The sequence below is a fragment of the Rhizobium indicum genome (assembly GCF_005862305.2).
In the GTDB taxonomy this organism is placed as follows: Bacteria; Pseudomonadota; Alphaproteobacteria; order Rhizobiales; family Rhizobiaceae; genus Rhizobium; species Rhizobium indicum.
On sequence record NZ_CP054022.1, the window covers coordinates 665008 to 689750 of the forward strand.

At 60.0% G+C, this 24743-nt stretch carries 23 protein-coding genes; 11 read left to right on the forward strand and 12 right to left on the reverse strand.

From position 1 onward, the window contains the following. The first annotated feature begins 13 nt into the window (after nt 1–13). Nucleotides 14–760, forward strand: a complete 747-nt coding sequence (locus FFM53_RS27475) for an SDR family NAD(P)-dependent oxidoreductase (protein ID WP_138388652.1) — start codon at nt 14–16, stop codon at nt 758–760. 83 nt (nt 761–843) lie between these two features. Here the strand turns inward: FFM53_RS27475 and FFM53_RS27480 are convergent, their stop codons facing one another. Then, the gene (locus tag FFM53_RS27480) at nt 844–1740 is read right to left on the reverse strand and encodes a LysR family transcriptional regulator (RefSeq protein WP_138388651.1); all 897 of its coding nucleotides are present in this window, start codon (nt 1738–1740) and stop codon (nt 844–846) included. Between the two features lie 95 nt (nt 1741–1835). Here FFM53_RS27480 and FFM53_RS27485 point away from each other — a divergent pair, with 95 nt between their 5' ends. From FFM53_RS27485 to FFM53_RS27495, 3 genes are read left to right on the forward strand one after another with little or no spacing between them, the layout of a single operon-like run. Further along, complete coding sequence (locus FFM53_RS27485; RefSeq protein ID WP_138388650.1) at nt 1836–3023, forward strand: MFS transporter; 1188 nt, start codon at nt 1836–1838, stop codon at nt 3021–3023. Nucleotides 3024–3054: 31 nt separating this feature from the next. Beyond that, nucleotides 3055–3801 carry an SDR family oxidoreductase gene (locus FFM53_RS27490; RefSeq protein ID WP_138388649.1) on the forward strand — a complete coding sequence of 249 codons (747 nt, stop codon included), beginning with the start codon at nt 3055–3057 and terminating at the stop codon, nt 3799–3801. 13 nt (nt 3802–3814) lie between these two features. Next, entirely contained in the window at nt 3815–4285 is a 471-nt protein-coding gene (locus tag FFM53_RS27495) for a cyclophilin-like fold protein (protein WP_138388648.1), read from the forward strand. A gap of 133 nt (nt 4286–4418) precedes the next feature. On the opposite strand, the gene FFM53_RS27500 is transcribed toward FFM53_RS27495, so the two are convergent. Beyond that, nucleotides 4419–5315, reverse strand: coding sequence for a LysR family transcriptional regulator (locus tag FFM53_RS27500; protein ID WP_138388647.1), 897 nt, complete (start codon nt 5313–5315; stop codon nt 4419–4421). Nucleotides 5316–5444: 129 nt separating this feature from the next. On the opposite strand from FFM53_RS27500, the gene FFM53_RS27505 reads away from it, so the two are divergent. Next, nucleotides 5445–6302 carry an NmrA family NAD(P)-binding protein gene (locus FFM53_RS27505; RefSeq protein ID WP_138388646.1) on the forward strand — a complete coding sequence of 286 codons (858 nt, stop codon included), beginning with the start codon at nt 5445–5447 and terminating at the stop codon, nt 6300–6302. A 126-nt stretch (nt 6303–6428) separates the two neighbouring features. On the opposite strand, the gene FFM53_RS27510 is transcribed toward FFM53_RS27505, so the two are convergent. Beyond that, nucleotides 6429–7466 carry a class I SAM-dependent methyltransferase gene (locus FFM53_RS27510; RefSeq protein ID WP_138388645.1) on the reverse strand — a complete coding sequence of 346 codons (1038 nt, stop codon included), beginning with the start codon at nt 7464–7466 and terminating at the stop codon, nt 6429–6431. A 180-nt stretch (nt 7467–7646) separates the two neighbouring features. Between FFM53_RS27510 and FFM53_RS27515 the strand changes: the two genes are divergently transcribed. The 3 genes from FFM53_RS27515 to FFM53_RS27525 all read left to right on the forward strand — a co-directional run bounded on the left by FFM53_RS27515 (nt 7647) and on the right by FFM53_RS27525 (nt 12743). Further along, the gene (locus FFM53_RS27515) at nt 7647–9644 is read left to right on the forward strand and encodes a putative bifunctional diguanylate cyclase/phosphodiesterase (protein WP_138388644.1); all 1998 of its coding nucleotides are present in this window, start codon (nt 7647–7649) and stop codon (nt 9642–9644) included. A 431-nt stretch (nt 9645–10075) separates the two neighbouring features. Continuing rightward, nucleotides 10076–10882: an MBL fold metallo-hydrolase gene (locus FFM53_RS27520; protein ID WP_138388643.1), complete on the forward strand. Its 807-nt coding sequence runs from the start codon at nt 10076–10078 to the stop codon at nt 10880–10882. Between the two features lie 208 nt (nt 10883–11090). Beyond that, on the forward strand, nt 11091–12743 hold the full coding sequence (locus FFM53_RS27525) for an acyltransferase (RefSeq protein WP_138388642.1): 1653 nt from the start codon (nt 11091–11093) through the stop codon (nt 12741–12743). Between the two features lie 11 nt (nt 12744–12754). On the opposite strand, the gene FFM53_RS27530 is transcribed toward FFM53_RS27525, so the two are convergent. Next, nucleotides 12755–13642 carry a LysR substrate-binding domain-containing protein gene (locus FFM53_RS27530; protein WP_138388641.1) on the reverse strand — a complete coding sequence of 296 codons (888 nt, stop codon included), beginning with the start codon at nt 13640–13642 and terminating at the stop codon, nt 12755–12757. A gap of 111 nt (nt 13643–13753) precedes the next feature. On the opposite strand from FFM53_RS27530, the gene FFM53_RS27535 reads away from it, so the two are divergent. Genes FFM53_RS27535 through FFM53_RS27545 form a run of 3 tightly spaced genes read left to right on the forward strand, consistent with a single transcriptional unit; the run spans nt 13754 to nt 17403 of the window. After that, nucleotides 13754–15007 carry an aromatic ring-hydroxylating oxygenase subunit alpha gene (locus tag FFM53_RS27535; protein ID WP_138388640.1) on the forward strand — a complete coding sequence of 418 codons (1254 nt, stop codon included), beginning with the start codon at nt 13754–13756 and terminating at the stop codon, nt 15005–15007. Between the two features lie 10 nt (nt 15008–15017). Beyond that, complete coding sequence (locus FFM53_RS27540) at nt 15018–16088, forward strand: FAD-binding oxidoreductase (protein ID WP_173883664.1); 1071 nt, start codon at nt 15018–15020, stop codon at nt 16086–16088. A 34-nt stretch (nt 16089–16122) separates the two neighbouring features. Further along, nucleotides 16123–17403 (forward strand): M24 family metallopeptidase, encoded by a 1281-nt coding sequence (locus FFM53_RS27545; protein WP_138388638.1) that lies wholly within the window; start codon nt 16123–16125, stop codon nt 17401–17403. 102 nt (nt 17404–17505) lie between these two features. Here the strand turns inward: FFM53_RS27545 and FFM53_RS27550 are convergent, their stop codons facing one another. The 8 genes from FFM53_RS27550 to FFM53_RS27585 all read right to left on the reverse strand — a co-directional run bounded on the left by FFM53_RS27550 (nt 17506) and on the right by FFM53_RS27585 (nt 24696). Further along, the gene (locus FFM53_RS27550; protein WP_138388986.1) at nt 17506–18516 is read right to left on the reverse strand and encodes a GlxA family transcriptional regulator; all 1011 of its coding nucleotides are present in this window, start codon (nt 18514–18516) and stop codon (nt 17506–17508) included. Nucleotides 18517–18782: 266 nt separating this feature from the next. Then, nucleotides 18783–19355: an S-(hydroxymethyl)glutathione synthase gene (gfa, locus tag FFM53_RS27555; RefSeq protein ID WP_138388637.1), complete on the reverse strand. Its 573-nt coding sequence runs from the start codon at nt 19353–19355 to the stop codon at nt 18783–18785. Between the two features lie 54 nt (nt 19356–19409). After that, nucleotides 19410–20246, reverse strand: a complete 837-nt coding sequence (gene fghA, locus FFM53_RS27560; protein ID WP_138388636.1) for an S-formylglutathione hydrolase — start codon at nt 20244–20246, stop codon at nt 19410–19412. A gap of 3 nt (nt 20247–20249) precedes the next feature. Beyond that, complete coding sequence (locus tag FFM53_RS27565; protein ID WP_138388635.1) at nt 20250–21377, reverse strand: S-(hydroxymethyl)glutathione dehydrogenase/class III alcohol dehydrogenase; 1128 nt, start codon at nt 21375–21377, stop codon at nt 20250–20252. Between the two features lie 156 nt (nt 21378–21533). After that, nucleotides 21534–22229, reverse strand: a complete 696-nt coding sequence (locus FFM53_RS27570; protein ID WP_138388634.1) for a dimethylsulfonioproprionate lyase family protein — start codon at nt 22227–22229, stop codon at nt 21534–21536. A gap of 15 nt (nt 22230–22244) precedes the next feature. After that, nucleotides 22245–23174 carry an electron transfer flavoprotein subunit alpha/FixB family protein gene (locus FFM53_RS27575; protein WP_138388633.1) on the reverse strand — a complete coding sequence of 310 codons (930 nt, stop codon included), beginning with the start codon at nt 23172–23174 and terminating at the stop codon, nt 22245–22247. Between the two features lie 25 nt (nt 23175–23199). Next, the gene (locus FFM53_RS27580; protein WP_138388632.1) at nt 23200–23949 is read right to left on the reverse strand and encodes an electron transfer flavoprotein subunit beta/FixA family protein; all 750 of its coding nucleotides are present in this window, start codon (nt 23947–23949) and stop codon (nt 23200–23202) included. Between the two features lie 144 nt (nt 23950–24093). Then, on the reverse strand, nt 24094–24696 hold the full coding sequence (locus FFM53_RS27585) for a dimethylsulfoniopropionate lyase (RefSeq protein WP_138388631.1): 603 nt from the start codon (nt 24694–24696) through the stop codon (nt 24094–24096). Between the last annotated feature and the right edge of the window lie 47 nt (nt 24697–24743).

Below are 24743 nucleotides of genomic sequence, written 5' to 3' on the forward strand. Positions count from 1 at the left end.
AATGGAGATACACATGGGTCGACTCAATGGAAAAATTGCCGTTATCACTGGCGCAAGCCGCGGCATTGGCCGCGCCACCGCAAAGCTGTTTGCGGCCGAAGGCGCGAAGGTCGCAGTTCTTTCGCGGACATCCGAAGGCGTCGAACGCGTTGTCGATGATATCGTCGACGCGGGCGGCACCGCGCTCGGCGTCGTCTGCGACGTCGCTGAAGCCATTCAAATCACGGCCGCGGTGGACAAGGTTGTCGCAACATATGGCCGCATCGACATTCTCGTGAACAATGCTTTCGATGGTTCTGCGGTCTCGTCGTCGGTCATCGACCTTTCGGTCGAGCAATTGCAACGGAACTTCGACACCGGGCCGATCGCGTATCTGCGCTTCATGCAGGCTTGTTATCCTCACCTGAGAGAAGGCGGAGACGGGCGGATCATCAATTTCGGTTCGATGGCCGGCACCGTGGGGTTGGCTGGTTACGGTCCGTACAACATGGCCAAGGAGGCGGTACGTGCGCTGACTCGCACGGCGGCACGCGAATGGGGTGCCGACAACATCACCGTGAACAACGTTCTGCCGATCGCGGACACCTGGGGCGCCGAGAAAAAGGATATCCCTCCCCCGACCAACGCGCTCGCTCGTTTCGGCTCGCCGGAAGACGACATTGCCCCGGTGGTGCTGTTCCTGGCCAGCGAGGATTCCCAATTCATTACGGGATACAGCCTTACCCCCGACGGCGGCACAATCATCGACAGCGCCCGGTAACAGCCCTCGGCAACCTTCGATAAGCAAGGGGCGCAGCGTGCTGCGCCCCCTTGTCCGGCAGAGCTTCCCGACATGAGTGTTGGTTACCGATGCCGGTAGCGAAAAGCTTCGACGAAGCCGGAGAAAGCAGGGGATGGATGGCGCCGGCTGGGGTAATAGAGATGATATCCTTGGAATGTTGGCGCCCAGTCGGCCAGCACTTCATTCAGTTGACCGCTGTCACAATATTGCCGGACGAGGTCTCTCGGCACATAAGACAGCCCGGCGCCGTCGAGAGCGGCATTGATCGCCGGCCCTATGTTGCTCATCACGAGCTGGCCTTCCACACGTACGCTGAACTCGCGGCCATCCTTTTCAAACTCCCAGGCATAGAGAGCGCCTGACGTCGGGAGACGCAGGTTGACGCAATTGTGGTCCGTCAAGTCATGCGGGGTCGAAGGCACGGTGCGGGCCGCAAAATATCCGGGTGATCCGACCACGGCGTAAGAGATATCGGGGCCAATGCGAACGGCCACCATGTCGCGCGCAATCGCTTCGCCGAGCCGCACGCCGGCATCGAATTGGCGCTCCACGATATTTGTGAAACCGTTGTCGACGATGAGTTCCACGGTGATATCGGGGTAATCCCGTAAAAATGCCGGCAGCCTCGAACGGAAGACCAGCTCCACCGCGTCATCGGGACATACGAGGCGGACTGTGCCCGAAGGCGTGTCGCGCAGCGCGCCGAGGGCACTGATCCCGGCAGCGATACTCTCGAAATGCGGCTGGATAGTTTCCACCAGGCGCGCACCGGCCGCTGTGGGAGCCACGTCACGCGTCGTGCGGGAGAGAAGCCGGACGCCGAGCCGTGCCTCGAGCGCGCTGATCGTATGGCTCAACGCCGAGCGCGTGACTCCCAGTTTTGATGCAGCGCGCGTGAAACTCCGCTCTTGAGCCACCTCCAGAAACGCACGCATTTCCGTGAACTCGTCGCGCCGCATTGTTGAATCTCCTTCATCACCAGATTCAGATTATAGCTTCTAGTCGCGCAAAACCAGTCCGGCTATCTTTTTTGGCAACGGACAGGAGAGCATGCATGACCGTCGAGCTGACATTGAATGAGACCGCACTGACGGACGACACGGCGACCTCATGGTCTGCTGTGACCTGCCTCTCGCTTCTCACGTTCCTTCTGGTGGGGTTGGAATTTCTCCCTGTGAGCCTTCTGACCCCGATCGCCAGGGACCTCTCTGTGTCAGAGGGGCAAGCCGGATTGGCGATCACCGTGTCGGGTGTCTTTGCGGTCATCACCAGCCTTTTCGGCAATGCAGTCTTGGCGAGGATCGACCGGAAGTCCGTCGTCCTGCTCTATACGGCGGTTCTTGTTGCATCGAGCTTGGCGGTTACCCTCGCACCCAACTTCCTCGTCTTTCTCGTCGGGCGGTCCCTGGTCGGCGTGTCGATCGGCGGCTTCTGGTCGCTGTCGACGGCTATTCTGGCACGCCTGGCTTCAGACCGTGATCTGCCCAAGGCCATTGCGCTTCTTCAAGGCGGCACCGCATTCGCCCTCGTCCTTGCCGCGCCGCTCGGGAGTTTTCTTGGCGGGTTGATCGGATGGCGGGGCACATTCTTCATCACGGTGCCGATCGGAATAGCAGCGCTCGCCTGGCAACTGGTGGTCCTGCCGAGGATGCCGGCGACATCAACCCTGTCGGTGGCCAGAATATTCGGGCTGCTGCGCAATCGCACATTCGCGATTGGAATGGCGGCGACCGGTCTCGCCTTCATCGGCCAGAACGCCCTGTCTATCTTTCTTCGTCCGTTCCTCGAAGGCGTCACGGGACTGGAATTGAATGTTCTGTCCATGGTGCTTCTCGGCCTTGGCGTCGGTGGACTGGCCGGAACCTCCGTCATTGGCTTCGTCGCCCGGCGCCACCTCCTCTTCGTTCTCGTAGGCTTGCCGGCTGCTCTTTCGGTCCTTGCCCTGCTGCTGATCGCTCTCGGGCCGTTCGCGGCGGTTACCGCATCCCTGCTCGTCATGTGGGGATTTTTCTCGACGCCGCTTCCGGTCGCCTGGAACACATGGATGGCCGCTATCGTCCCCGGTGAGTTGGAAGCGGCAGGTGGGCTGCAAGTGGCGCTGATCCAACTTGCCATTGCCGGCGGCGCTTTCACTGGCGGCATGCTGTTCGACACGGCGGGATGGTGGAGCACCTTCCTTCTGGCCGCCTGCCTTCTCGCCGGTTCGGCTGTCCTTGCCGCGCTCGCCGGTCGCCGTTCCTGAACCTTCAGAAACCTCAAAACAGGAGATCATCATGTCCCAAGGAATTGAAAACAAAGTGGTCGTCATCACCGGGGCAAGCAGCGGGCTTGGCGAAGCCACCGCGCGTCATCTTGCTGAGCGTGGCGCGTCCGTCGTCCTCGGCGCGCGGCGTGGCGACCGCATCGCTAAGCTGGCTGAGGAGTTGGCCGCCAAGGGCTATAGAACCAAGGCAGTCCAAACCGACGTCACGGACCAACTTCAGGTCAAGACGCTCGTCGACACGGCCGTCAACGCGTTTGGTCGCATCGACGTGATGCTGAACAACGCCGGCTTGATGCCACTTGCGCCGCTCGAACGGCTCAAAGTTGACGAGTGGGATCGCATGATCGACGTGAACATCAAAGGGGTGCTCTACGGCATCGCAGCAGCGCTTCCGCACATGAAGGCGCAGAAGTCGGGGCACATCATCAACGTGTCCTCCGTCTACGGTCATGTGGTCGATCCGGGTGCCGCCGTCTACTGCGCGACGAAATTCGCCGTGCGTGCCCTCTCGGAGGGGCTGCGGAAGGAAGTGAAGCCGTACAATATCCGCACCACGATCATTTCACCCGGCGCAGTGAGCACCGAACTCCTCGAACATATCAGCGAAAAGGACATCCAGGCGGGCGCCAAGGAGTTCGTCAGCAAGATCGCCGTCAGCGCGGACACGTTCGCCCGAACGGTCGCCTTCGCGGTGAACGAACCAGACGATGTCGACATCAACGAAATCCTGTTCCGGCCCACGGCTCAACCTGTCTGACGCGAGGCGCGCTATGTCGATGACATCCACGTTCATGAGCCGTCGCGCGGTGCTGGGCGGAACCTTGGCGGCCGCCGCTCTCCCTCCCGTGGCGCACGGGCAGGACGAGCGCGGCCCGGCGTATCCCGAAGTGACAGACGTCAGGATCAGGATAGGCTTCAACAAGCTAACCCTGACCGCGACACTCTTCGACAATCCGACGGCGCGCGATCTCGTTTCCATGCTGCCCTTAAACCTCACGATCGAGGACTATGGTAGGAACGAAAAGATCGTCCATCTGCCGCGCAAGCTGACCGAAGAAGGCAACGGTGCTTTCGGAAACGAGCAGCCGGGCGACCTTTGCTACTTCAAACCGTGGGGTAACCTGGCCCTGTTCTACGCGGATTACCGCTGGGACGGGCTGATCCGGCTCGGCCGCTTCGACAATGGCTTCGAGCCGTTGCTGGTGCGCGGCGCGTATCCGGTCCGCATAGAGCGAATCTGACAAGGGCCTTATGGCCGGAGATATCAATTCGCCTTCCTCCCAACCATGAAAGAACCCCATAGACGATAAATTTCCAGCACTAGAAAACCGCGGCCGGCTTAAGCCAGCAGAGGCGCTCGACGGGCGCCTCCGTCTATTCGATGATCTCGACGCAGAAATCTATAAAGGCCCTGACCTTAGCCGGAACATGCTGACGCGAGGGATAGAAGGCGTAGAGCGGGAATGTCTCGTCCGACCAGTCGGGAAAGAGGTTCACGAGCTGCCCATTGTTCAGATAATCCGCCATCCCGAGTGAGAAGACTTGCGCGATGCCTATCCCCGCAAGGCAGGTCGCCAAGGTCGTGCCGGCATCGTTGACTAAAATCCGGCTGCGGGTCTCGATCGAGACGACCTCTTCACCCCGCCGAAGCTCCCATTCGAAAGGCCTTGCAGTCAGCGGGTCCTGGAACTGGATACAGGTATGCTCGCTCAAATCCTGTGGACGGCCCGGCCGACCATGTCGCTCGATATAAGCGGGAGCCGCAATCGTGATCACGCGTGTCTGCATCAACAGGCGCGAAATAAGCGACCGTTGTGCAGGCTCGCCAAAGCGCACAGCGACGTCCATGCCATCAGTAACAAGATCGCCGATCTCGTTGCGGGTGATGACCTCGATCTGGATATCCGGGTAACGGTCGAGGAAGGCGCCGAGCCGCGGGCCGAGCACAAGGCGTGAGAAATATGGGTCGACATTGACTCGCAGTCGGCCACGCACCGCCTGTCTGGCGCCAACAGCTGTCTGCGCAGCCTCTTCGATGCCGCTCAAGAGTGGGGCCACCTGTTCGTAGAACCGCGCGCCGTCATCGGTGAGCCGCATCGTGCGTGTTGTCCGGTCGAGCAGCCGCAGACCGATCCGCCCCTCCAGTCGGGAAATGGCGCGGCTGACACCCGACGCCGATAGTCCCATTAGCTCCGCCGCCCGCGCGAAACTTCCGCTCTCGATAACGGCGGCCAGTACGCTCACGCCATTCAATAATCGTCCGTCAAACATCGGGCATCCGTGATTTTTAGTCACCAATCATGTGACAGAAGCGCGCTTCAGTCAAATGCTGCCAAAGGACATGATAAGCATAACAAACCGCCAACCTGCTGGCGGTGCAGGAAGCGAAGGAGTCTAACCATGTTTGTGATCACCGGAGTAACAGGCCAAGTCGGAGGCATTGTCGCCGCGCGTCTGCTGAAGGCAGGGGTGCCGATACGCGCCGTCGCGCGCAATGCGGAGAAAGCAGCGGAATGGAAGGACAAAGGAGCGGAACTGGCCTTGGCCGAGATGACCGACGCCGATGCGCTCACCAAGGCTTTCGCCGGCGCCGACGGCGTCTTTCTACTGATCCCGCCGACCTTCGATCCGACCCCTGGCTTTATGGAAGTGCGCGCTGTAATTGCGGCCCTGAAGACCGCGCTTCTTTCGTCTCGTCCCGCCAAGGTCGTTTGCCTCTCCACCATCGGCGCGCAGGCCAGAGAACCTAACCTCTTGAGCCAGCTTGGTCTCGTCGAACAGACGTTATCTGCCTTGCCAATGCCAATCGCCTTTCTGCGTGCCGGCTGGTTCATGGAGAACACGGCCTGGGATATCGCGCCGGCGCGCGAGACCTGTGTCTTCTCGAGTTTCCTGCAGCCGCTCGATCAGCCCTATCCGATGGTTTCTGTCCTCGACGTCGCAGCCAAGGCGGCAGAACTGCTGCAGCACGAGTGGGTGGGCAAACAGGTCGTCGAGTTGATGGGGCCAGAGGGCGTCACGCCCAACGATATCGCCGCTGTCCTATCATCCATCCTCGGCAAACCCGTCCGGGCGGAGCCGGTCGCCCGCGACACCTGGGAGCAGATTTTCACCGATCAGGGCATGCAGAACCCCCTCCCGCGGATGCGTATGATCGATGGCTTCAACGAAGGCTGGATCCGGTTCGAGGGCGAGCCGGTGAAGGGCACGACCACACTGGACACAGCCATGGGCCGTCTCATTTGCCCCGGCCGATAAACAGCTCAAAGGCCGTGGCGGAGAGCAGCCACGCCCTTTTCTCATGCAGCCTCTGACAGGGTCGCTCCCGGATTTTGAACTAACGGACTACCCAAAGACTACCGGATCGGACGGCAGACGTGCGGCCTAATGCGGTTTTTGAATTTCACAGTAGACAATGCTGCGGTTTGAGCCGGGCCAAACAGACACCTTCACATCCGCCCCGGTCACGCTTTCACTGGCGATCAAGCCCATCTCTCGCTCTGACCGCAACAGCAGCGCCCAGTTCATAAATGTCTCCATATAGCCATCGACGTCGGTCTCCGGGGAGAAGTTGGCGAATAGGAATGTGCCGCCAGGCTTCAGCATGCTGACGCACTTCCTGGCCAGCCTTACGGCTACCGCGTCCGGCAAATAATCATAGAGACCCGCGGCATAGACGAAATCGAACATTCCCAGCGCGTGCCTCCCACCGAGCAGGGATTTGACCGACCCGTTCACGGCCTCGACGGACGTGCCGGCGAAATCGCGGGCGACGGTTCCAACGCTTATCGGGTCTTGATCCAAAGCCACCCAGCGTCTGATCGCGCCGGCGCTGAGAGCGCTCGACAAAGGCCCCTCACGAAGATGCCCGGCGGCGATGGCGAGAACTTCGGTGGAACCAGCCCGGGTCGAAGCGATTTCGTCAACGCGGCGAGCCAGAATGTCTCGACGCTCCCTCACCGCGACGGATGACGAAGCATTTCGAGTGTAGGCGTAGATCGAACGTCCCAAGTTGCTCGCGGACAAGACGGCGTCCTCGATTTCAGGTCGGCCGTATATGAAGTCGAGAAGGCGTGCGTCGCCAGAATAGCCGCGCGGTTTTTCGAACGACCAGCGGGTCAATGGATCTTGATGAAGATAGTGAGCAACGGGATGGGATTGCGCGATCGGAACGATGACGTCCCACACCTCCGGATGAAAGCGCCGCCGTATCTGGTGCAAGGCCTCGGCAAGACGCTCGATGATCGCATTGGGCTCGACGCCGGACTTGAACTGACGGATCGACACGTCAAGGCTGAGGGCAAGCTCGGCTCTGGCAACGATCAGGTGGCCGGGATCTGGGGCAGCAACCCTCCTTGCCACCCGACGAATTTCGCCGGGCGCAACAAGACTTTCACCGTCCAAGACCAGGCTTTGTGCCATTTCGAGATCCCCTTGATATAGCGTTAAGCATAATCAACCTCGAAATAGGATGCGACTAGAATCCACACGGGATAAGGGTAATTCTACTCTTGCGGGTCAGATGCTACCCCTCTAACAAAGCTAAGCAATAAGACAAACCGGTTGCAGGTCGCCGAACGCGATTTTGGAGGGCGCCGAAGTATGGCTTACTTTTCAACATACTTTAGATGGCTGTCAGGCCGGCGTCGTTGCATGATCGCGGCTTGCACTAATGTCCAGAGTGACGAATCTACCGCCAGCTTTTCATTCGCCGAGGCTCTCAAATCTCTGAAAACTGAAAATGATGCTGTCCGGAGGCGGAGCTCACGGCAAGGTCTTTGGATGGCGGTTGCCGTTTATGTGGCCTTTGCACTTCCCGACCGATGGCTGATCCCCGATGTTGCCCCTATGACGATCGCCGCGCGATTCGTCGTTGCAACGATCGCGCTGCTGGCGTTCGAAATTCTGCGACTGGCCAATGCGAAAACCGTCTGGCTTGACATCACATGCGCCGCTGCTCTGCTTGTGGGCTATGTAGGCTGGCTTTACCCGGCGATTGCCACCCGCGACGTCACCGCCATGTCATACTACATGATATTCGGCGCCATCTTCATGATGGGCGCCAACCTGTTTTTCAGTTTCCCGTTTCGGCTTTCGGTGATCACCTCGGGCCTCGTTCTATGCGCATTTTTCATTACGATAGTGGAATTTTTTCCTTCAAGCCAAACCTACAAGCTTGCCTTCGGGATGTTCTACATTTCGTGCTTTGCCTTCACGTCTTTCGTCAATTGGCGATTGAACGTGGAGCGTCGAAACGTGTTGTTGAACGCGGCGGAGGCTCGCCACCAGCACTGGGAAGCGTCCGAGCGCGGAAGGTCACTGCTCGAGCTTTCTCATACTGACTACCTGACAGGCATCGGCAACAGACGCGCGCTGGATCGGCGGCTCGACGAATGCTGGGCCGCCTGGAAAGACGAACGCCGCGACTTCTCCGTGTTCCTCATCGACGTCGACTTTTTCAAGCGCTTCAATGATCGCTACGGACATCAGGAAGGAGACCGATGCCTGACTGTCATCGCCAATGCGCTGAAGGCGGTTGTAGGCTGGTCCGATGGCATGATCGGCAGGTATGGTGGCGAGGAGTTTATCGTGGTCATGCCGTCTGCCCTCCCCAAGGTCGCGATGACTCTCGCCGAGAAGATCAGAATGGAAGTCGAGTCCCTTGCGATTGATCACGACGAGCGACCAGATGATATGTCGATCGTAACCGTCAGCATCGGCGTCGCCGTCACCCGCGAGAAAGTGGGAGAGAAAGTTGAACGATTAGTACGTGAAGCCGACCTCGCTCTCTACAATGCCAAAGCAAGTGGCCGAAACTGCATTCGCAGTTTTGATCCGTTTTTGCCTCGCCCCGACGACCATGCTGGTAAACTCGTCCCGCTGCTGGCGGCCGCCATCGATCGCAAACTGGTCTCGCTCGTGTACCAACCGATCTTCGACGTGACGAACGGGAAAGCAAGAGCTGTCGAGGCTTTGATGCGCCTCAGGATGCCGGACGGCACCGCGGTTTCGCCGAAGACATTCATTCCCGTTGCGGAACGAAGTGGCGCTATCCTCGAACTGGGCAGGTGGGCGATCGAGACGGCATGCCGGGATATACTGATGACCGATCGCATGGCGACCGTCAGCGTCAACGTGTCGCCGATACAACTGCGTTCCCCCGGCTTTGCTGCCAGTGTCGCTGATATCCTTGCTCGGTGCGGGGTCTGCGGGTCGCGACTGGCCTTGGAAGTCACCGAGGGCCTGGACATGGATATGCAGGCGGAGGTGCTGAAATGCATCGCCGATCTGCGGGCACTCGGCGTCGAAATCTGGCTTGACGACTTCGGCTGCGGCTTCGCGGGCCTCTCTTGGCTGAGGGCGATCGAGTTTCAGACGGTCAAGGTCGATAGAACCTTCCTGCACGACTGCTCGAACCCACGCGGTCTGATGATGCTTCAGGACATGATTGCTCTCATCCGCAATCGTGGGAATACGATCCTGGTGGAAGGCGTCGAAACTGCAGCACAGTTTTCCCTTCTCAAGGATCTTCGCATCGACCGCGTCCAGGGCTTTCATATGGGCATGCCGGTCAGCGCTGAACTTCTGAGCGCGGCATAACTCGCCTCAAGGTTTCCAGATGGCTCAGCACGTCGTCGATGATCGGTGCGTGGCATGTGACGTCTTTGCAGATCGTCGTGATGCTAAGTGGCGCCTATCTTGCCACGTCAGGAGTGCCGGCGATCGAACAGGCCGCACTCGATAAGCCATAAGGGCGGCTATGCTCATTCCGCGAGTCCGATTCTTCCGTTACGTCAGCGACAACGTTTTAGCCTGGCTTCCGTGCGCCTCACCCATTTCAATCGGCTTGAGGCCCCGTCGTCCCAAGACCGGCGGCGACTGCATGCACGGCCGCGGGCTAGCCTCACTGGCACCTTCCAATCTCCCATGTCGCAACACTACATGATGGGAACAATGCAATTGGGAACATTCGACATCTGCTGCATGTTTTGCTGTGCGGAGGCACACCCAAACCTGTTGAGGATTTGAGCATGACTTGTTTTATCTGTGCCGCCTGCGGCGCTCAGTTCAGCGAGAGATCTGAGCCGCCGCGAGCCTGCCCGGTCTGCGAGGACGACCGTCAGTTCGTGCCCCAGTCGGGGCAAAGGTGGACGGATATGGCGGCAATCAGCCGGACACACAGTGTGATCTGGAACCAAGAAGCGCAGGGTGTTCACAGCCTGCAGATCTCACCTGCCTTCGCAATTGACCAGCGCGCCTTCCTCATCGAGGGACCGGATGGCAACATTCTTTGGGATTGCCTCAGCCTCGTTGACGAGGCGAGTGCGGCCCAAATTGCTGCGATGGGCGGTCTTACGGCGATCGCAATTTCACACCCACACTTCTATTCTTCGATGGTCGAGTGGAGCACAGCCTGTGGCGACGTGCCGATCTATCTCCACGCCGATGACGGCGAATGGGTACAGAGACCTGGTCCGGCACTTCGCCTTTGGAAGGGTGAAACTCTGCAAGTCGGTCCGGCGACCGTAATTCGTTGCGGTGGGCATTTCGCTGGCAGTTCGGTGCTTCACTGTCCCTGGCTGGAAGCTGGACGGGGCGCTCTGTTCGTGGGCGACACGATGCAAGTCACGCTGGATCGTCAGTATGTGAGCTTCATGCGCAGCTATCCGAACCTCATTCCGCTCAACGCCAGAACTGTGGAAGGCATATCGGAGGCCGTACGGCCATATCGATTTGAGTCGATTTACGGTGCATTCACGGGGAGAACGATCAAAACAGATGGCTCACGTGTCGTGGAAGGGTCTGTTCAAAGATACATAAGGGCCATTGAAGGTTAAGGTGCCGTTCAGCGATAACAAGGCAGCGAACTCCTTCGATGCAAACGAGACCGATGGAATTTCGATCGATTTCTTCCTAGGTAGTAAGGCCAGCAGCCCCCGACAAATTGCGGCTTTTTGGACGAATCAGGCCGTCTGATGAAGCGAGGCAATTGATCGCTGAAGGCAGACGATTATTCGGCGGTTGAACCCGGGAATGAGGAGCAGAATGGATCACGTCAATAGCCCGCAATCGTCAGTGAGCGAAGAGAAGGAAGCCCGCAGGCTTCAATACCTGACCTGGGAACACATTGCGTCGGACCTCCGTCATCCCACTCACCTCGCCCGCAAGGCGGAACTCAGGCGATCATGCGGTGCGGAGCTGGCCGAGACGTCCTACATCGCCGAGAATGCCGCAGTCTTCACCGAAAGCCTGACGATGGGCGAGCGGTCGTGGATCGCCGGGCACGCGCTCGTTCGCGGCCATGTGATCCTCGGCAACGATTGCACCATCAATCCCTATGCCTGTGTTTCCGGCACGGTGACGTGCGGTCATGGCGTGCGGATTGCTTCGCATGCCTCGATCGTCGGCTTCAATCATGGCTTCGACGATCCGACCATTCCTATACACCGCCAGGGCGTCGTCAGCATCGGCATCGTGATCGGCGACGATGTCTGGATCGGCGCCAATTGCGTGATCCTCGATGGCGCCACGATTGGAAACGGTGCGGTGATCGCCGCCGGAGCGGTGGTCACGGGAGACATTCCCGCCATGGCGATTGCCGGTGGAGTACCCGCCCGGGTGCTGCGGAGCCGAGGCTCGGCACCCAAGAAATCCGGCACTGGCGACATTGAAGATCAATTGGTCAGGCTCGGTCGGAAGGCGAAAGACCAATGGCCTGATATTCTTGCGCGCTGGAAAACGCAAGGATCCTATGAATCGCTGGAAGCGGACGGCATCCGGAGACCCGCGATCCGGCATCTCTGCGATGCAATCGAGATCGCTGCCGGCTTCGGCCACCTGCCGCCCGATCTCGATGCGGCGGAGACAGTCGAGCGTCTCCAAGGCCTTCAGGACCAAGAGACCGGCCTTTTCCCGGAAGAGCATGCGCGAGAGCACGGGAGGGCATTGAAGGATGATTCAAAGGCGCTCTATAACGTCCTTGCGGTTGGCTATGCGCTTGAACTGCTTGGTTCCGGTCCACGCCAACCGGTCCATGCGGTCGAGCTCGGCGCCGGGGAGCTGGATGAATGGCTGAGCGCCCTGCCCTGGTCGACCCGGGCATGGCACGCCGGAAGCGTGGTCGATGCGATCGGAACTGCCATGTACTTCAATGCGGAGTATTTCGGCATCAGGCATTCACGGCAGGCGCTCTTCGAGTGGCTGAGCCGCAATGCCAACAGCGTTTCGGGGCTGTGGGGTGAACCGACCGCGGCGGAAGGATGGCTTCAACCGGTGAACGGCTTTTATCGCCTGACGCGCGGCACCTACGCCCAGTTCGGCGTGGCACTTCCCCACCCGCACGCCTCGCTTGAAACGGTTCATCTCAACTATCGCAACCACAAAGGCTTCGTTGCAGCAAAATACAATGCGTGCAACCTGCTCGATACGATTCATCCTCTGCTGCTGATTGCCCGGCAGACCGACTACAGGCGGGCCGACGGCGAGGCGATCGCCCGCAAGGTCATATCGAGGGCGTTGGATAGATGGCGGGATGGCGAAGGGTTCCCGTTTGCCGATGGTGCTGAACCGAGCTTGCAGGGAACGGAAATGTGGCTTTCCGTCATTCACCTGGCGGCCGATTTCCTGGGACTGGCGGATCGCTTCGCCTTCGTCCCTAAAGGCGTTCACCGAACGGCAACCGTGGGGCTGGGTTTGTGACTACGCTTCGATCACCCGTGCAGTGATGCCGTCAGCCAAGCGGCGGCAAGGTCGCGTGCGTTGCTTCGCTTGGCTTTGACGGGCACGATCACATTGTAACGATCCTCCGCGGCAAGCTCGCCGCCGTCGACCTGCACCAGGGTTCCATCCTCCAGAAAGGTGCCCACCAGCATACGCCATCCCAATGCAATCCCTTGCCCTGCGCGCGCGGCTGCGATGGTTTCGGTATAGTGGTTGAACCGAAGCGACGGCTTTACCTCGATGTTGGCGCCGGTGAGCGAAAACCACTGCGCCCAGCTATACCAGGAACGATCGAGAACGTCCGTCTCGATGAATTCGTCGGCGGAGCCGAGCGCGCCATCTCCGCGACGCTTGAGATAGTCGGGAGAGCAGACGGGGCAGATGACGTCGCCGTGCGAGGCGATGACGGTGCTATCGCTGAAGGGAGGCACACCATATCGAATTGCCACGTCGACTTCTCCGTCATCGAGAGCGATCGGGCTGTCCTGGGATATCACCCGCACCGGGATGCCGGGGTTTGCACGGCGAAACTCTGCCAGCCGCGGCAGCAGCCAGAAAGAAGAGAATGCAACGGTCGCCCCTATGGTCAACACGTCCTGGCTGCGCGACTGGAGCGCTTCCACGCTCTCGGCAATATCGGCAAAGCTCTTGGCCAGCGTGGCTCCGAGGTTGATGCATGCCGCCGTCGGCTCGATCGCTCGATGCTTGCGCACGAATAAGGGCTGGCCGAACTCCTCCTCCAGCAATGCAATCTGCCTGCTGACCGCCGCCTGGGTGACACCCAACTCGGTCGCAGCCGTGGTGAAGCTCTTCTTTCTGAGCACCGCCTCCAGGGTCACCAGTGCCGTCAACGACGGGATCCGTCTTCTAAAGTGCATCACAGAACCCCTCAACGCATGATAAAAACTTATGCGAACCTAATTTTTTATGCCGTTGAAACATCGGAACTGCAAGGGCAATCTGGGGAAACTCTCGCATAAGAGGTTCTGATGCTAAACAAGCTCCCATCGTCCATTTCGGCTCTTCTCGACGCTCGTGCCAACGGTCACTCCCTGCCGGCCGGTCTTTACGTCAGGGAAGACGTGTTCGAAGCAGACATCGACGTCTTCTTCCACAATCACTGGATCTGTGTCGGTCTCGACTGCGATGTCCCCGAACCCGGTGACGCCACGGTGATCGATATCGGCAAGACGAGCCTGATCCTTCTGCGTGACGACGACGGAGAAATTCGCGTCCTGCACAATGTCTGCCGCCATCGCGGCTCCCGCCTTCTCGATCCGGGCAAGACGATCGTCTCAAAACTCGTCTGTCCCTATCACACCTGGACATACGAACTGACGGGTGAGCTCAGCTACGCGCCTCACATGGGCAAGGATTTCGACAAGGAGTGTCGGAGCCTCAAGCCCGTCACTTTCAAGTCGATCGGCGGACTGATTTATGTCTGTCTCTCCGACAATCCGCCCGAGGACATTGCTATCCTCGAACAGGCCATGGTCGAGCGCCTCGCCCCCTACGACATCCGGAACGCAAAAGTTGCCTTCCAAACGGATGTCATCGAGGACGGCAACTGGAAGCTCACGATGGAAAACAATCGCGAATGCTACCATTGCTCCGCGAACCATCCGGAGCTCTGCGTCTCCTTCGTCGATCTCGACTTCGGCTTCGACCCCGAGACGCTGAGCCCGGAGGATCGCGAACAGGCCGAGGAGCATTTGAGGCTGTATGAAGAGCGCACGAAGGCCTGGGAGTCCGACGGCTTTCCATCGGCGGCCGTCGAGCAGCTCGCCGACTGCGCCACCAATTTCCGCACCCAGCGGCTGATCATCGCAGGCGCCGGTGAATCCCAGACCCACGATGCCACCGCCGCATCTTCCAAGCTTCTTGGGCATATGACCCGCAAGGATCTCGGCGACACGCATCTTTGGGGCCACAACAGCTGGAACCACTTCATGGGCGACCATGCCGTGGTGGCAACCGTCATCCCGCTCTCGGCGGGCAAGACGCTGGTCAGAACCAAGTGGCTGGTCCACAAGGACGCCGTCGAAGGCGTGGATTACGATCTCGACAAGCTGACGGATGTCTGGGTTGCGACGACGGACCAGGACGCCGATCTCGTGGCACGCTCCCATGCAGGCACTCTCGACCCGGCCTATCAGCCTGGCCCCTACTCCCGCTTTTCCGAGACGAACCTCGACAAGTTCGCCAGCTGGTACATCGATCGGATGCGCGCCCATGGATACTAGGAGCCCGCAGATGCCCGCAGCCAGGGCCGCCCTTCACGACGTCTGGAACCCGGAAGAAGACGACGCGCTCGTCTGCCTTGACGTCCAGCAGGAAACCCACGACGTCAAGACCTTCACCTTCGCCTCGCGTGAGGGCAAGCGGTTCGTGTTCAAGGCAGGGCAGTATTTTCTGTTCGACCTGGAACATAATGGAGACGCTGAAAACAGGTGCTACAGCATCTCCTCCTCGCCGCATCGGACAAACGCCTTCTCCGTGACGGTGAAGCGCGTTCCCGGCGGAAAGATCTCCAACTGGCTTCACGACACCCTGGTTCCCGGCGCGACCATCAAGGCGAACGGGCCGCTCGGCCACTTCGTCAGGCCCGAGACGTCTGGACGCAAGCTTCTGCTTTTGTCGGGCGGCTCCGGAATTACCCCCGTCATGTCCATTCTGCGGGAACTCGCCGACAGTTGCGAACCTGCCGACGTCGTCTTCATGCACGCGGGACGGACGCCGCAGGATCTGATCTTTCGCGACGAACTGGCCTGCATCGCCCGCAGGCTGAAAGGCCTTCGCCTTCATTTCTTGCCCGAGACCGTGGCCGGCGAGCCGTCCTGGCCCGGTCTGACCGGTCGCATTTCGAAAGACTACATGCGGCTTGCCGTTCCCGATATCACTGAGCGAACCGTGATGTGCTGCGGCCCCGCCCCGTTCATGGCCGCCGCGCGCACCATTGCCGCCGAGCTCGGCGTGCCCGGCGCGAACTACCTGGAGGAAAGCTTCGACGCAGCCGTCATCGACGAACCCGAAATCCCTGCGGTTCAGGAGGCAGCTGCGAGGGTCTTTCAGGTCACCTTCTCGAAGCAGGCCCGCAGCATCGACGTCTCCGGCGACCAGAGCGTGCTCTCTTGTGCGAAGAAGTCAGGCGTCAGGATCCCGTCGTCCTGCGCGAATGGCGTCTGCGGCACCTGCAAGTCGAAGCTTACGTCAGGCACGGTCGACATGAACCACAATGGCGGAATTCGTCAGCGGGAAATCGACGCCGGCTTCTTCCTGCCCTGTTGCTCCAAACCGCTCAGCGATCTGGTAATCGAGCGCTGACACTGTCACTCACCGACAACAGGGACTGACTGAGATGCTGCGAGAGGAAAGCGATTCCGCCGAGTTGACCGGCTCGACGGTCTTCAAGGACGAGCGAAAGCAGGCATACCTCAATCCTGAAGGAGCCGACCGGCCTCTTATCAGTCCTGTGCCGGCCACGACGCTCGACCGGGCTCGCCGCTATCGTCTGGAGCGCCTGCGCAGGAAAATGCGCGAATGGGACTGCGGCGCCTTGCTTCTCTACGACCCCGTCAACGTCCGATATGCCTTCGATTCATCGAATATGAGCATATGGACGATGCACAACGCCTCGCGCTACGCTCTGATTCTCGCCGATGGTCCGGCCATACTTTTCGAATTCGAAGGCGCCGAGCACGTCAATGACGGGCTTCCCGGCATCGACGAGATCCGGCCGGCGAAATCATGGATATTCTTCACATCAGGCAACCTTATCGAACCCCGCCTGAAAGCCTGGGCGGACGAGGTCGCGGACCTCGTGAGCCGCAATGGCGGCAATAAACGCGTGGCGGTGGACAGGCTCGAACCCGCCGGCGCGTTCGAATTGCGGGATCGCGGCTTCATCCTCTTAGACGGTCAGGAGCTGGCCGAGCGGGCGCGATCCATCAAGAGCGCCGATGAAATCGAGTTGATGAGATGGACGATCCGTGTCTGCGAAGCAGGCATGGCGCGGATGTACGAGGTGTCCGAGCCGGGCCGCACCGAAAGAGAGATCTGGGCCGAGCTTCACTTCGAAAACGCACGCAGCGGCGGCGAGTGGCTGGAGACCAAGCTCTTGACCGCAGGCCCGAGAACAAACCCCTGGTATCAGGAATGTTCGGACTACGTCGTCAAACGCGGGGAGATGATATCCTTCGACACCGACATGATCGGACCCTACGGCTATTGTGCCGATCTCTCGCGGTCGTGGACAGCGGGACACGTGGCAATGAAGGGGAAGCAGAAGGAACTTTATGCGGCAGCCAGGGATCAGATCGAGCACAATCTTTCAATCATCAGGCCTGGGATGACTTTCCAGGAATTCAACGAAATCTCGTGGCGGATTCCGGAGAAATACCAGCCTTATCGATACACGCTTGCTCTGCACGGAACCGGAATGGCGGATGAATGGCCGGGGATCCTTCTGCATCCGGATTTCGACCCTGATTTCAGCGGCATCATCGAGGAGAACATGGTTCTCAACGTCGAAAGCCTGATTGCCGAAGCCGGATCCGAGAGCATCAAGCTGGAAACCCAGGCCTTGATCACGGCAAGGGGAGCCGAGCGGCTGGACACGTTTCCGTGGGAAGAGATCTGAAAAAGCAGGTCGCGCAAAACTGTGCAGCGGTTTGCGACAACGACATGCGTGAGAACAAAGAGCTAAAGCGCGAGGAGCGAATCTGAAAGATTGCGACGCGCTTTAGTGCGCTCTCGAAGCGGCACGATGCTGCGACGGTGTCTGCCCGAATGTGCGCTTGAAGGTTCTCGTGAACTGCGAGGCGTTTTCAAAGCCGACATCCAGCGCAATCTCGATCAGCGGCGCCTTCGACTGGGCAAGGATCGACTTCGCTCGCTCCATGCGAACACGATTATAGGCCTTGGCAGGAGACATCCCCGTCTTGTCGATGAAGATCCTCTCCAGTTGCCGCCTCGACAGGCCAACCGTGGCGGCAAGCTTCTGGATAGACATGCTGCCATCGACGAACTGCTCCATCGTAATCATCGCCGCCTTGACGCGGGCGTCGTCATAATCGTCGTAGAGCGGACGCCGGGGCTGTATGTCGGCCGGAGCCCGCGCCTTTTCGATCTGAAGGACCTCCAGCGCGTTTCGTTCGGCGTCGCGGCTGATACATTTTCGGACCAGCAACGCCGCCATGTCGGCGGAGCTGCTGCCGCCTGCGCATGATCCGCGCTGGCGATCGAGATTGAAGAGCCGATCGGAGCGAACGCTGAGGTCGGGAAACCGCTCCCGAAACTCCTTATAATGCAGCCAGCTCACACAGGACTCGTGCCGCTTCATCAGGCCAGCCGCAGCCAGAATGAACGAACCCGTGCACACGCCGATCAGCGGCACCTTCTTGGCGTCCGCCTGCTTGAGAAAAGCGATGGTCTCCTGGTCGACAGGGTTCTCCACCGTCAGAAGGCCGCCGACGACGACGATATAATTGAACTTCGACGGATCGACGAAATCGGACGTCGGAGCGACCTGGACGCCGCAACTCGAGGTGATCAGGTGCCGCGTGCTGCCGATCACCTGCCAGTCGGCAAGGACCCTTCCGGAACGATCCTGCTCGTCGCTGGCAAGCCGCAGCGTATCCACGAAGAGCGCGAAGGCGGACAGCGTGAACGATCGCGCCAGGACGAAGCCCACCTTGAGCCGCTCAGCCGACCTCGCGGCGTCGTCTCCGTGCCGATGCTGCCCGGATCGCATATTCATCCCCCTGCCGCCTGTAAGAACGTACTCATCGAATCCGAAAGACATGCGCCAGAGCATGATGCCGAAAAGTGTGAAGCGGTTTTCGGACGACATCCTGTTCTAGCGGATCATGATCGTCAATGAAAATGGGTTTGTCCAATGTTTCCCTCGGCTTCGAGCCGGCTAGCCTGAGCAGGGCGCAGGCCATCACGGAATATCTCGATATCCGGATGGCGGCGGTTTTGCTGGGGAGCGCCCCGCCGGCGCTCCCCGGGGTCAAATCACGCGGCCAGGACGCCGCTCTTCTTGGCCATCCAGGTTGCGATGTAGTCCATAAGGCCAGGGTTTAGGCAATCGTAAGGCTCGAGGCCGGACGTCCTCAGTTGTGCCCTGACAGCGTCCATCTTGGCAGGGTCGAAGCCGCTTTCGATGATCGACGACACGAAGGCCGCAAAGCCTGGCTTCGCCCAGCCGCTTTCCTGAAAGCGTTCCGGATGGACGAACGACAATCCCTGGAACGGATGTTCGCGCACGACCGGTCCATACATATGCACGCCGCATTCCTTGCAGGCGTGGCGCTGGATCAAGGCTGTGGAATCGACGACGGCGAGCTTGTCGTCATTCTCCTGAACTTCGACGCTTTCGGTCGGCGCAACTGCCACGACCGAAAACACTGCACCTTCGGGCTTCCAGCATTTCGTGCAGCCGCAGGCGTGATTGTGAGCGATATCGCCCTTGATCCTGACCTTCACGGGGTTGCTGGTGCACTTGCAGACGAGCGTCCCGCCTGTGAAAGCAGCGTCAGTCGCCCGAAAGCCTGAATCCACTGCCGGATGTATGGCTATGCTGGTCATGGGTTTCTCCTCCCCTTCTGGGCCGTTTGCGATATGCCCGGCCAAGCTCTGCAATCAGTCTCCCAACCTCCGTGCGTGCCAGCGCAGATGGTCTTCCATGAATGTCGAAATGAAGAAGTAGGAGTGGCCGTAGCCTTCCTGCATGCGAAGCCGCAGGCTGATGCCGGCAGTCTCGCAGGCTTGCCTGAGCTCTTCGGGGCGCAATCCATCCTCCAGGAAGCTATCCCCCGTCCCCTGGTCGACGAGGAATTCCGGGAACCGGTGCCCGTCTTCGATGAGCGAGCAGGCATCATATGCCCGCCAGGCCGTTTCATCCGATCCAAGGTATTTCTGGAATGCCGGCTTTGACCAGCCGGAGACCGAGGGATGGCTGATCGGCGCGAAAGCCGAGCAGCTGCCGAAGCGTTCGGGGTTCCTGAGCGCGATCGTGATCGCGCCATGTCCGCCCATCGAGTGACCGAAGATTCCCTGGCGGTCCATGTCGACCGGAAACTCGGCCGCGATAAGCTTCGGCAATTCATCGACGACGTAGCTGTACATCCGATAGTTCTGTGCGAATGGCGGCTCGGTCGCGTCGACGTAGAAGCCGGCACCCTTGCCGAACTGCCAATTGCCAGGTTCGTCCGGGACGGCATCGCCCCGCGGACTGGTGTCGGGGCAGACGATGATCATGCCGAGTTCTGCGGCAAGTCGCCGATACTCGCCCTTTTCCATGACGTTCGCATGGGTGCAGGTCAGACCGGAAAGGTACCATAGAACCGGCAGCTTCCGTGCTTTGGCCTGCGGCGGCAGGAATACCGCAAAGGTCATGTCGCAGTCGCAGACATCCGAGCGATCGACGTAAACGCCCTGGGTGCCGCCATGAGAATTCTCGGTCGAGATCGTCTTCATGGCTCAGTACACGACCACGCCGCGGATGCTTTCGCCTTTGTGCATCAGCTCGAAGCCCTTGTTGATATCTTCGAGCGGCATGGTGTGGGTGATCATCGGATCGATCTGGATCTTGCCTTGCATGTACCAGTCGACGATCTTCGGCACGTCGGTGCGCCCGCGCGCGCCGCCAAAGGCGGTGCCCATCCAGTTGCGGCCGGTGACCAGCTGGAACGGACGGGTGGAGATTTCCTGGCCGGCGCCGGCAACGCCGATGATAATGGACTTGCCCCAGCCGCGGTGGCTCGCTTCCAGCGCCTGGCGCATCACCTTGGTGTTGCCGGTGCAGTCGAACGTATAGTCGGCCCCACCGATCAGGTCGCCGTGGCGCTTGGTCAGGTTGACGAGATAGGGCACGATGTCGTCGCCGACCTCCTTCGGATTGACGAAGTGGGTCATGCCGAACTTCTCGCCCCATGCCTTGCGGTCAGGGTTGATATCGACGCCGATGATCATGTCGGCACCGGCAAGACGCAGGCCCTGCAGAACGTTGAGGCCGATACCGCCGAGCCCGAAGACGATCGCCGTCGCGCCCATCTCGACCTTGGCGGTGTTGATGACAGCGCCGATACCGGTCGTGACACCGCAACCGATGTAGCAGATCTTGTCGAACGGCGCGTCGGGATTGACCTTGGCAAGGGCGATCTCCGGCAGCACGGTGAAGTTCGAAAAGGTCGAGCAGCCCATATAGTGATGGATCTTGTCCTTGCCGATCGAGAAGCGCGAGGTGCCGTCCGGCATCACGCCCTGGCCCTGGGTCGCGCGGATCGAGGTGCAGAGATTGGTCTTGCGCGAGGTGCAGGAATAGCATTCGCGGCATTCCGGGGTGTAGAGCGGAATGACGTGGTCGCCCTTCTTCACCGAAGTGACACCGGGGCCGACATCGACGACGATGCCGGCACCCTCATGGCCGAGGATCGCCGGGAAGAGGCCCTCAGGGTCGGCGCCTGACAAAGTGAAATCATCGGTGTGGCAGATGCCCGTCGCCTTGACCTCCACCAGCACTTCGCCGGCCTTCGGGCCTTCCAGCTGCACGGTCATCACTTCGAGCGGTTTTCCTGCCTGAACGGCAACGGCGGCGCGAACGTCCATGTTGATATCCTTCCTCTTAAATTGAATTCTGATGCTGCATATTCGGATCGACCGGCTTCTCGCCGATCTGCTTCGCTGCGTTACCGCCGAGACTTCAAGCTCTGGCGTTCGAGCTTTTCGTTCATCTCGGACCCATTGTCGTCGCCAAGGACCCCATCACATCTCCCGCTCAACCTGGCACCAGACCGCCAGCAGTGGCCGGGCTGTGCATCTTATCGCGAAGGATTGCCCGGCGTCGTTCGCAAAGACCGTGCCGATACCGGCAGAAAACCATTGGGAATTGCCAAGGCAGATTTCACCCGGCGAAAGCAGAATGAAAGCGCGGGGCTGCGTCTGAACATGATCGGGAAATCTTGTATAGCGATCCATATAGATCACGCCGACCCTGAGATCGGCGCGTTCCTCCATGCCGCCGGGACCGACCAAGACCGCATGGGAGTGCGTATTGCCAAAATTCAGGCTTGCGAACGGACCGGAGCGGCCGCGTCTCCAGAGCAGCTTATCGGCGAGACTCTGGAACTGGCCGGCGATCGCCTCGTATTTCCGTCCGGATTTCGCAAGATGGCCGATGGCGTCATCCAGCCCTTCCGGCGCGCCGGGAAGAGGCCCGCCCTCCGGACGCACCTTGCCGGTCTTGAGCAGCCTCTGGAGAACCTTGCCCGCGACAAAGCTGGCGACGGCAGGAGCCTCCGCCGACAGCATCAGCCCGCCGACATCATTGAGGAATTCCTGCAGCGGCCGAGAGCGCCTCTCCCTCCCGATGTCGTGCAGCCGTATGTATGCCGGCTTTTCGTCATCGTTCAGGAGAAGGTCGGCACCAGGTTTGATTGGACGTCCCACGACGCGCACCACGTTCGGTCCCCCCCGCTAGAGCGCCTTTTGCAATTCCGGCAGGGCGTCGAAGAGATCGGCGACCAGTCCGTAGTCGGCGACCTGGAAGATCGGCGCCTCCTCGTCCTTGTTGATGGCGACGATGACCTTCGAATCCTTCATGCCGGCCAGATGCTGGATGGCCCCTGAAATGCCGCAGGCAATGTAGAGCTGCGGCGCCACCACCTTGCCGGTCTGGCCGACCTGCCAGTCGTTCGGCGCATAACCGGCATCGACGGCAGCACGACTTGCGCCGACGGCAGCACCCAGCTTGTCGGCAAGCGGCAGGATGACTTCCCTGAACTTCTCGGCCGAGCCGAGTGCCCGGCCGCCGGAGATGATGATCTTCGCCGACGTCAGTTCCGGACGGTCGGAGGCCGACAGCGCATCGCCGACGAAGGTCGACAGCCCCGAATCGGAAACCGCCGGGATCGCCTCGATCGTTGCCGAGCCGCCTTCCGGTGCAGAGGCGAAGGAGGCGGTGCGCACGGTGATCACCTTCTTGGCATCGCTCGCCTGTACCGTCTGGATGGCATTGCCGGCATAGATCGGCCGCTTGAAGGTGTCAGCAGAGATCACTTCGATGATTTCCGAGACCTGGGCGACATCGAGAAGAGCAGCGACCCGCGGCAGCACATTCTTGCCGACCGAGGTGGCAGCCGAGACAATGGTATCGTAGCTACCCGCCAGCGAAACGATCAGGTCGGCCAGCGGTTCGGCCAGATTGTTGGCGAGTTCGTCGCTTTCGGCCAGCAGCACCTTGGAGACGCCGGCAAGCTTGGCCGCCTGTTCGGCAGCAGCCTTGGCAGCCTTGCCGGCGACGAGCACATGCACGTCGCCGCCGATCTTGGTGGCTGCCGTCAGCGTCTTGGCGGTCTGATCAGACAGGCTGGCATTGTCGTGGTCAGCCAGAAGAAGAATGGTCATGATGATGGCTCCTGTTCCCAGCTGATTACAGCACGCCGGCTGCGTTTTTGAGCTTGTCGATCAATTCGGCGACCGACTTGACCTTGACGCCGGCCTTGCGGCCCGACGGCTCCTCGGTCTTCAGCACTTTCAGGCGTGGCGTGGTCGAGACGCCGAAATCATCAGGGCTCTTCTTGTCGAGCGGCTTCTTCTTCGCCTTCATGATATTAGGCAGCGAGGCATAGCGCGGTTCATTCAAGCGCAGATCGGTGGTCACAACAGCCGGCAGCTTGATCTCGATCGTCTGCAGGCCGCCATCGACTTCGCGGGTCACCTGAGCCTTGCCATCCCCGATCTCGATCTTCGAGGCGAAGGTCGCTTGGGCAGTTCCGAGCAGTGCCGCCAGCATCTGGCCGGTCTGGTTCGAATCGTCGTCGATTGCCTGCTTGCCGACGATGATCAGCCCCGGCTGTTCGGCATCGGCCACAGCCTTGAGGATCTTGGCGACAGTCAGCGGCTCGACCGCATCGTCGGTCTCGACCAGGATCGCCCGGTCGGCGCCCATGGCAAGTGCGGTGCGCAGCGTCTCTTCGGCCTTGGCAGGACCGATCGAGACGACGACCACTTCCTCGGCCTTGCCGGCTTCCTTCAGCCGCAACGCCTCTTCCACCGAGATCTCGTCGAACGGGTTCATCGACATCTTCACATTGGCAAGCTCGACACCCGTGCCGTCCGGCTTCACCCGGATCTTCACGTTGTAGTCGACAACCCGTTTGACGGGCACGAGAATCTTCATGGGCAACCCCCCTTTTATTTCTAGACTGATAGAACAGGATGATTTTGGGGTCGGCCTAAAATCTGAATCCTGTTCTAAATTCTATAGTTAGAGCATGATGTCGTCCGAAAAACGCTCACACTTTTCGGCATCATGCTCTAGTCGTCAGTGCGGCCGTTCGGCAAGCAATAGCCAGAAGGCGAAGAGCGGCGTGTCGAGCGACCTCATGGCATGTCTGATGCCAGGGACATTGTAGAACGATCCACCGATACCAGGCGAAAACCAGTTCCCTTCCCCCTGCTGGAACTCTCCCTCGGACAGTACGAGGTAGACCTCCTCTGGCGCATGAACGTGGTCGGGATAGCGCACCTGCGGCGCCATCAACGTCACGCCGATCCACAGGTCGCTCCGCTCCTCCAATCCTCCCGGGCCGATAATCATCGCATTGGCATGTCCATCGACAAAATTGTCGCTGGCCGTGTGGTCATACTTGGTGCGCCGACGCCATTCAAGCATTGGCTCGATGCCTTTGAACCCGTCGATCAATCGCATCAGCGAAGGATAGGACGTATCGATCGAGAGCGCCACATCAAGCTGAGCGCACAGGGGCAATCGGCTTCCCTCTCCCGCACGCGCGACTCCCGGGCGCTCCAGCGCTGCAAAAATCTGACGGATCGAGCGGCGGGCTTCCGGGGCCTTGGCGAACTGGTCAAAAGCCACGAAAGCCACATCCAGGAAATTCTGCAGGCTTTCATTGCGTAAACTCATGTCATCACCTCCCCAGACGATCGGCCGGCAAGCGGTCCGCTCTTGCG

Coding starts and splice junctions, on each gene's coding strand:
- FFM53_RS27475 (WP_138388652.1), top strand. CDS start 14: ATGGGTCGACTCAATGGAAAAATTGCCGTTATCACTGGCGCAAGCCGC.
- FFM53_RS27480 (WP_138388651.1), bottom strand. CDS start 1,740: ATGCGGCGCGACGAGTTCACGGAAATGCGTGCGTTTCTGGAGGTGGCT.
- FFM53_RS27485 (WP_138388650.1), top strand. CDS start 1,836: ATGACCGTCGAGCTGACATTGAATGAGACCGCACTGACGGACGACACG.
- FFM53_RS27490 (WP_138388649.1), top strand. CDS start 3,055: ATGTCCCAAGGAATTGAAAACAAAGTGGTCGTCATCACCGGGGCAAGC.
- FFM53_RS27495 (WP_138388648.1), top strand. CDS start 3,815: ATGTCGATGACATCCACGTTCATGAGCCGTCGCGCGGTGCTGGGCGGA.
- FFM53_RS27500 (WP_138388647.1), bottom strand. CDS start 5,315: ATGTTTGACGGACGATTATTGAATGGCGTGAGCGTACTGGCCGCCGTT.
- FFM53_RS27505 (WP_138388646.1), top strand. CDS start 5,445: ATGTTTGTGATCACCGGAGTAACAGGCCAAGTCGGAGGCATTGTCGCC.
- FFM53_RS27510 (WP_138388645.1), bottom strand. CDS start 7,466: ATGGCACAAAGCCTGGTCTTGGACGGTGAAAGTCTTGTTGCGCCCGGC.
- FFM53_RS27515 (WP_138388644.1), top strand. CDS start 7,647: ATGGCTTACTTTTCAACATACTTTAGATGGCTGTCAGGCCGGCGTCGT.
- FFM53_RS27520 (WP_138388643.1), top strand. CDS start 10,076: ATGACTTGTTTTATCTGTGCCGCCTGCGGCGCTCAGTTCAGCGAGAGA.
- FFM53_RS27525 (WP_138388642.1), top strand. CDS start 11,091: ATGGATCACGTCAATAGCCCGCAATCGTCAGTGAGCGAAGAGAAGGAA.
- FFM53_RS27530 (WP_138388641.1), bottom strand. CDS start 13,642: ATGCACTTTAGAAGACGGATCCCGTCGTTGACGGCACTGGTGACCCTG.
- FFM53_RS27535 (WP_138388640.1), top strand. CDS start 13,754: ATGCTAAACAAGCTCCCATCGTCCATTTCGGCTCTTCTCGACGCTCGT.
- FFM53_RS27540 (WP_173883664.1), top strand. CDS start 15,018: ATGCCCGCAGCCAGGGCCGCCCTTCACGACGTCTGGAACCCGGAAGAA.
- FFM53_RS27545 (WP_138388638.1), top strand. CDS start 16,123: ATGCTGCGAGAGGAAAGCGATTCCGCCGAGTTGACCGGCTCGACGGTC.
- FFM53_RS27550 (WP_138388986.1), bottom strand. CDS start 18,516: ATGCGATCCGGGCAGCATCGGCACGGAGACGACGCCGCGAGGTCGGCT.
- gfa (WP_138388637.1), bottom strand. CDS start 19,355: ATGACCAGCATAGCCATACATCCGGCAGTGGATTCAGGCTTTCGGGCG.
- fghA (WP_138388636.1), bottom strand. CDS start 20,246: ATGAAGACGATCTCGACCGAGAATTCTCATGGCGGCACCCAGGGCGTT.
- FFM53_RS27565 (WP_138388635.1), bottom strand. CDS start 21,377: ATGGACGTTCGCGCCGCCGTTGCCGTTCAGGCAGGAAAACCGCTCGAA.
- FFM53_RS27575 (WP_138388633.1), bottom strand. CDS start 23,174: ATGACCATTCTTCTTCTGGCTGACCACGACAATGCCAGCCTGTCTGAT.
- FFM53_RS27580 (WP_138388632.1), bottom strand. CDS start 23,949: ATGAAGATTCTCGTGCCCGTCAAACGGGTTGTCGACTACAACGTGAAG.
- FFM53_RS27585 (WP_138388631.1), bottom strand. CDS start 24,696: ATGAGTTTACGCAATGAAAGCCTGCAGAATTTCCTGGATGTGGCTTTC.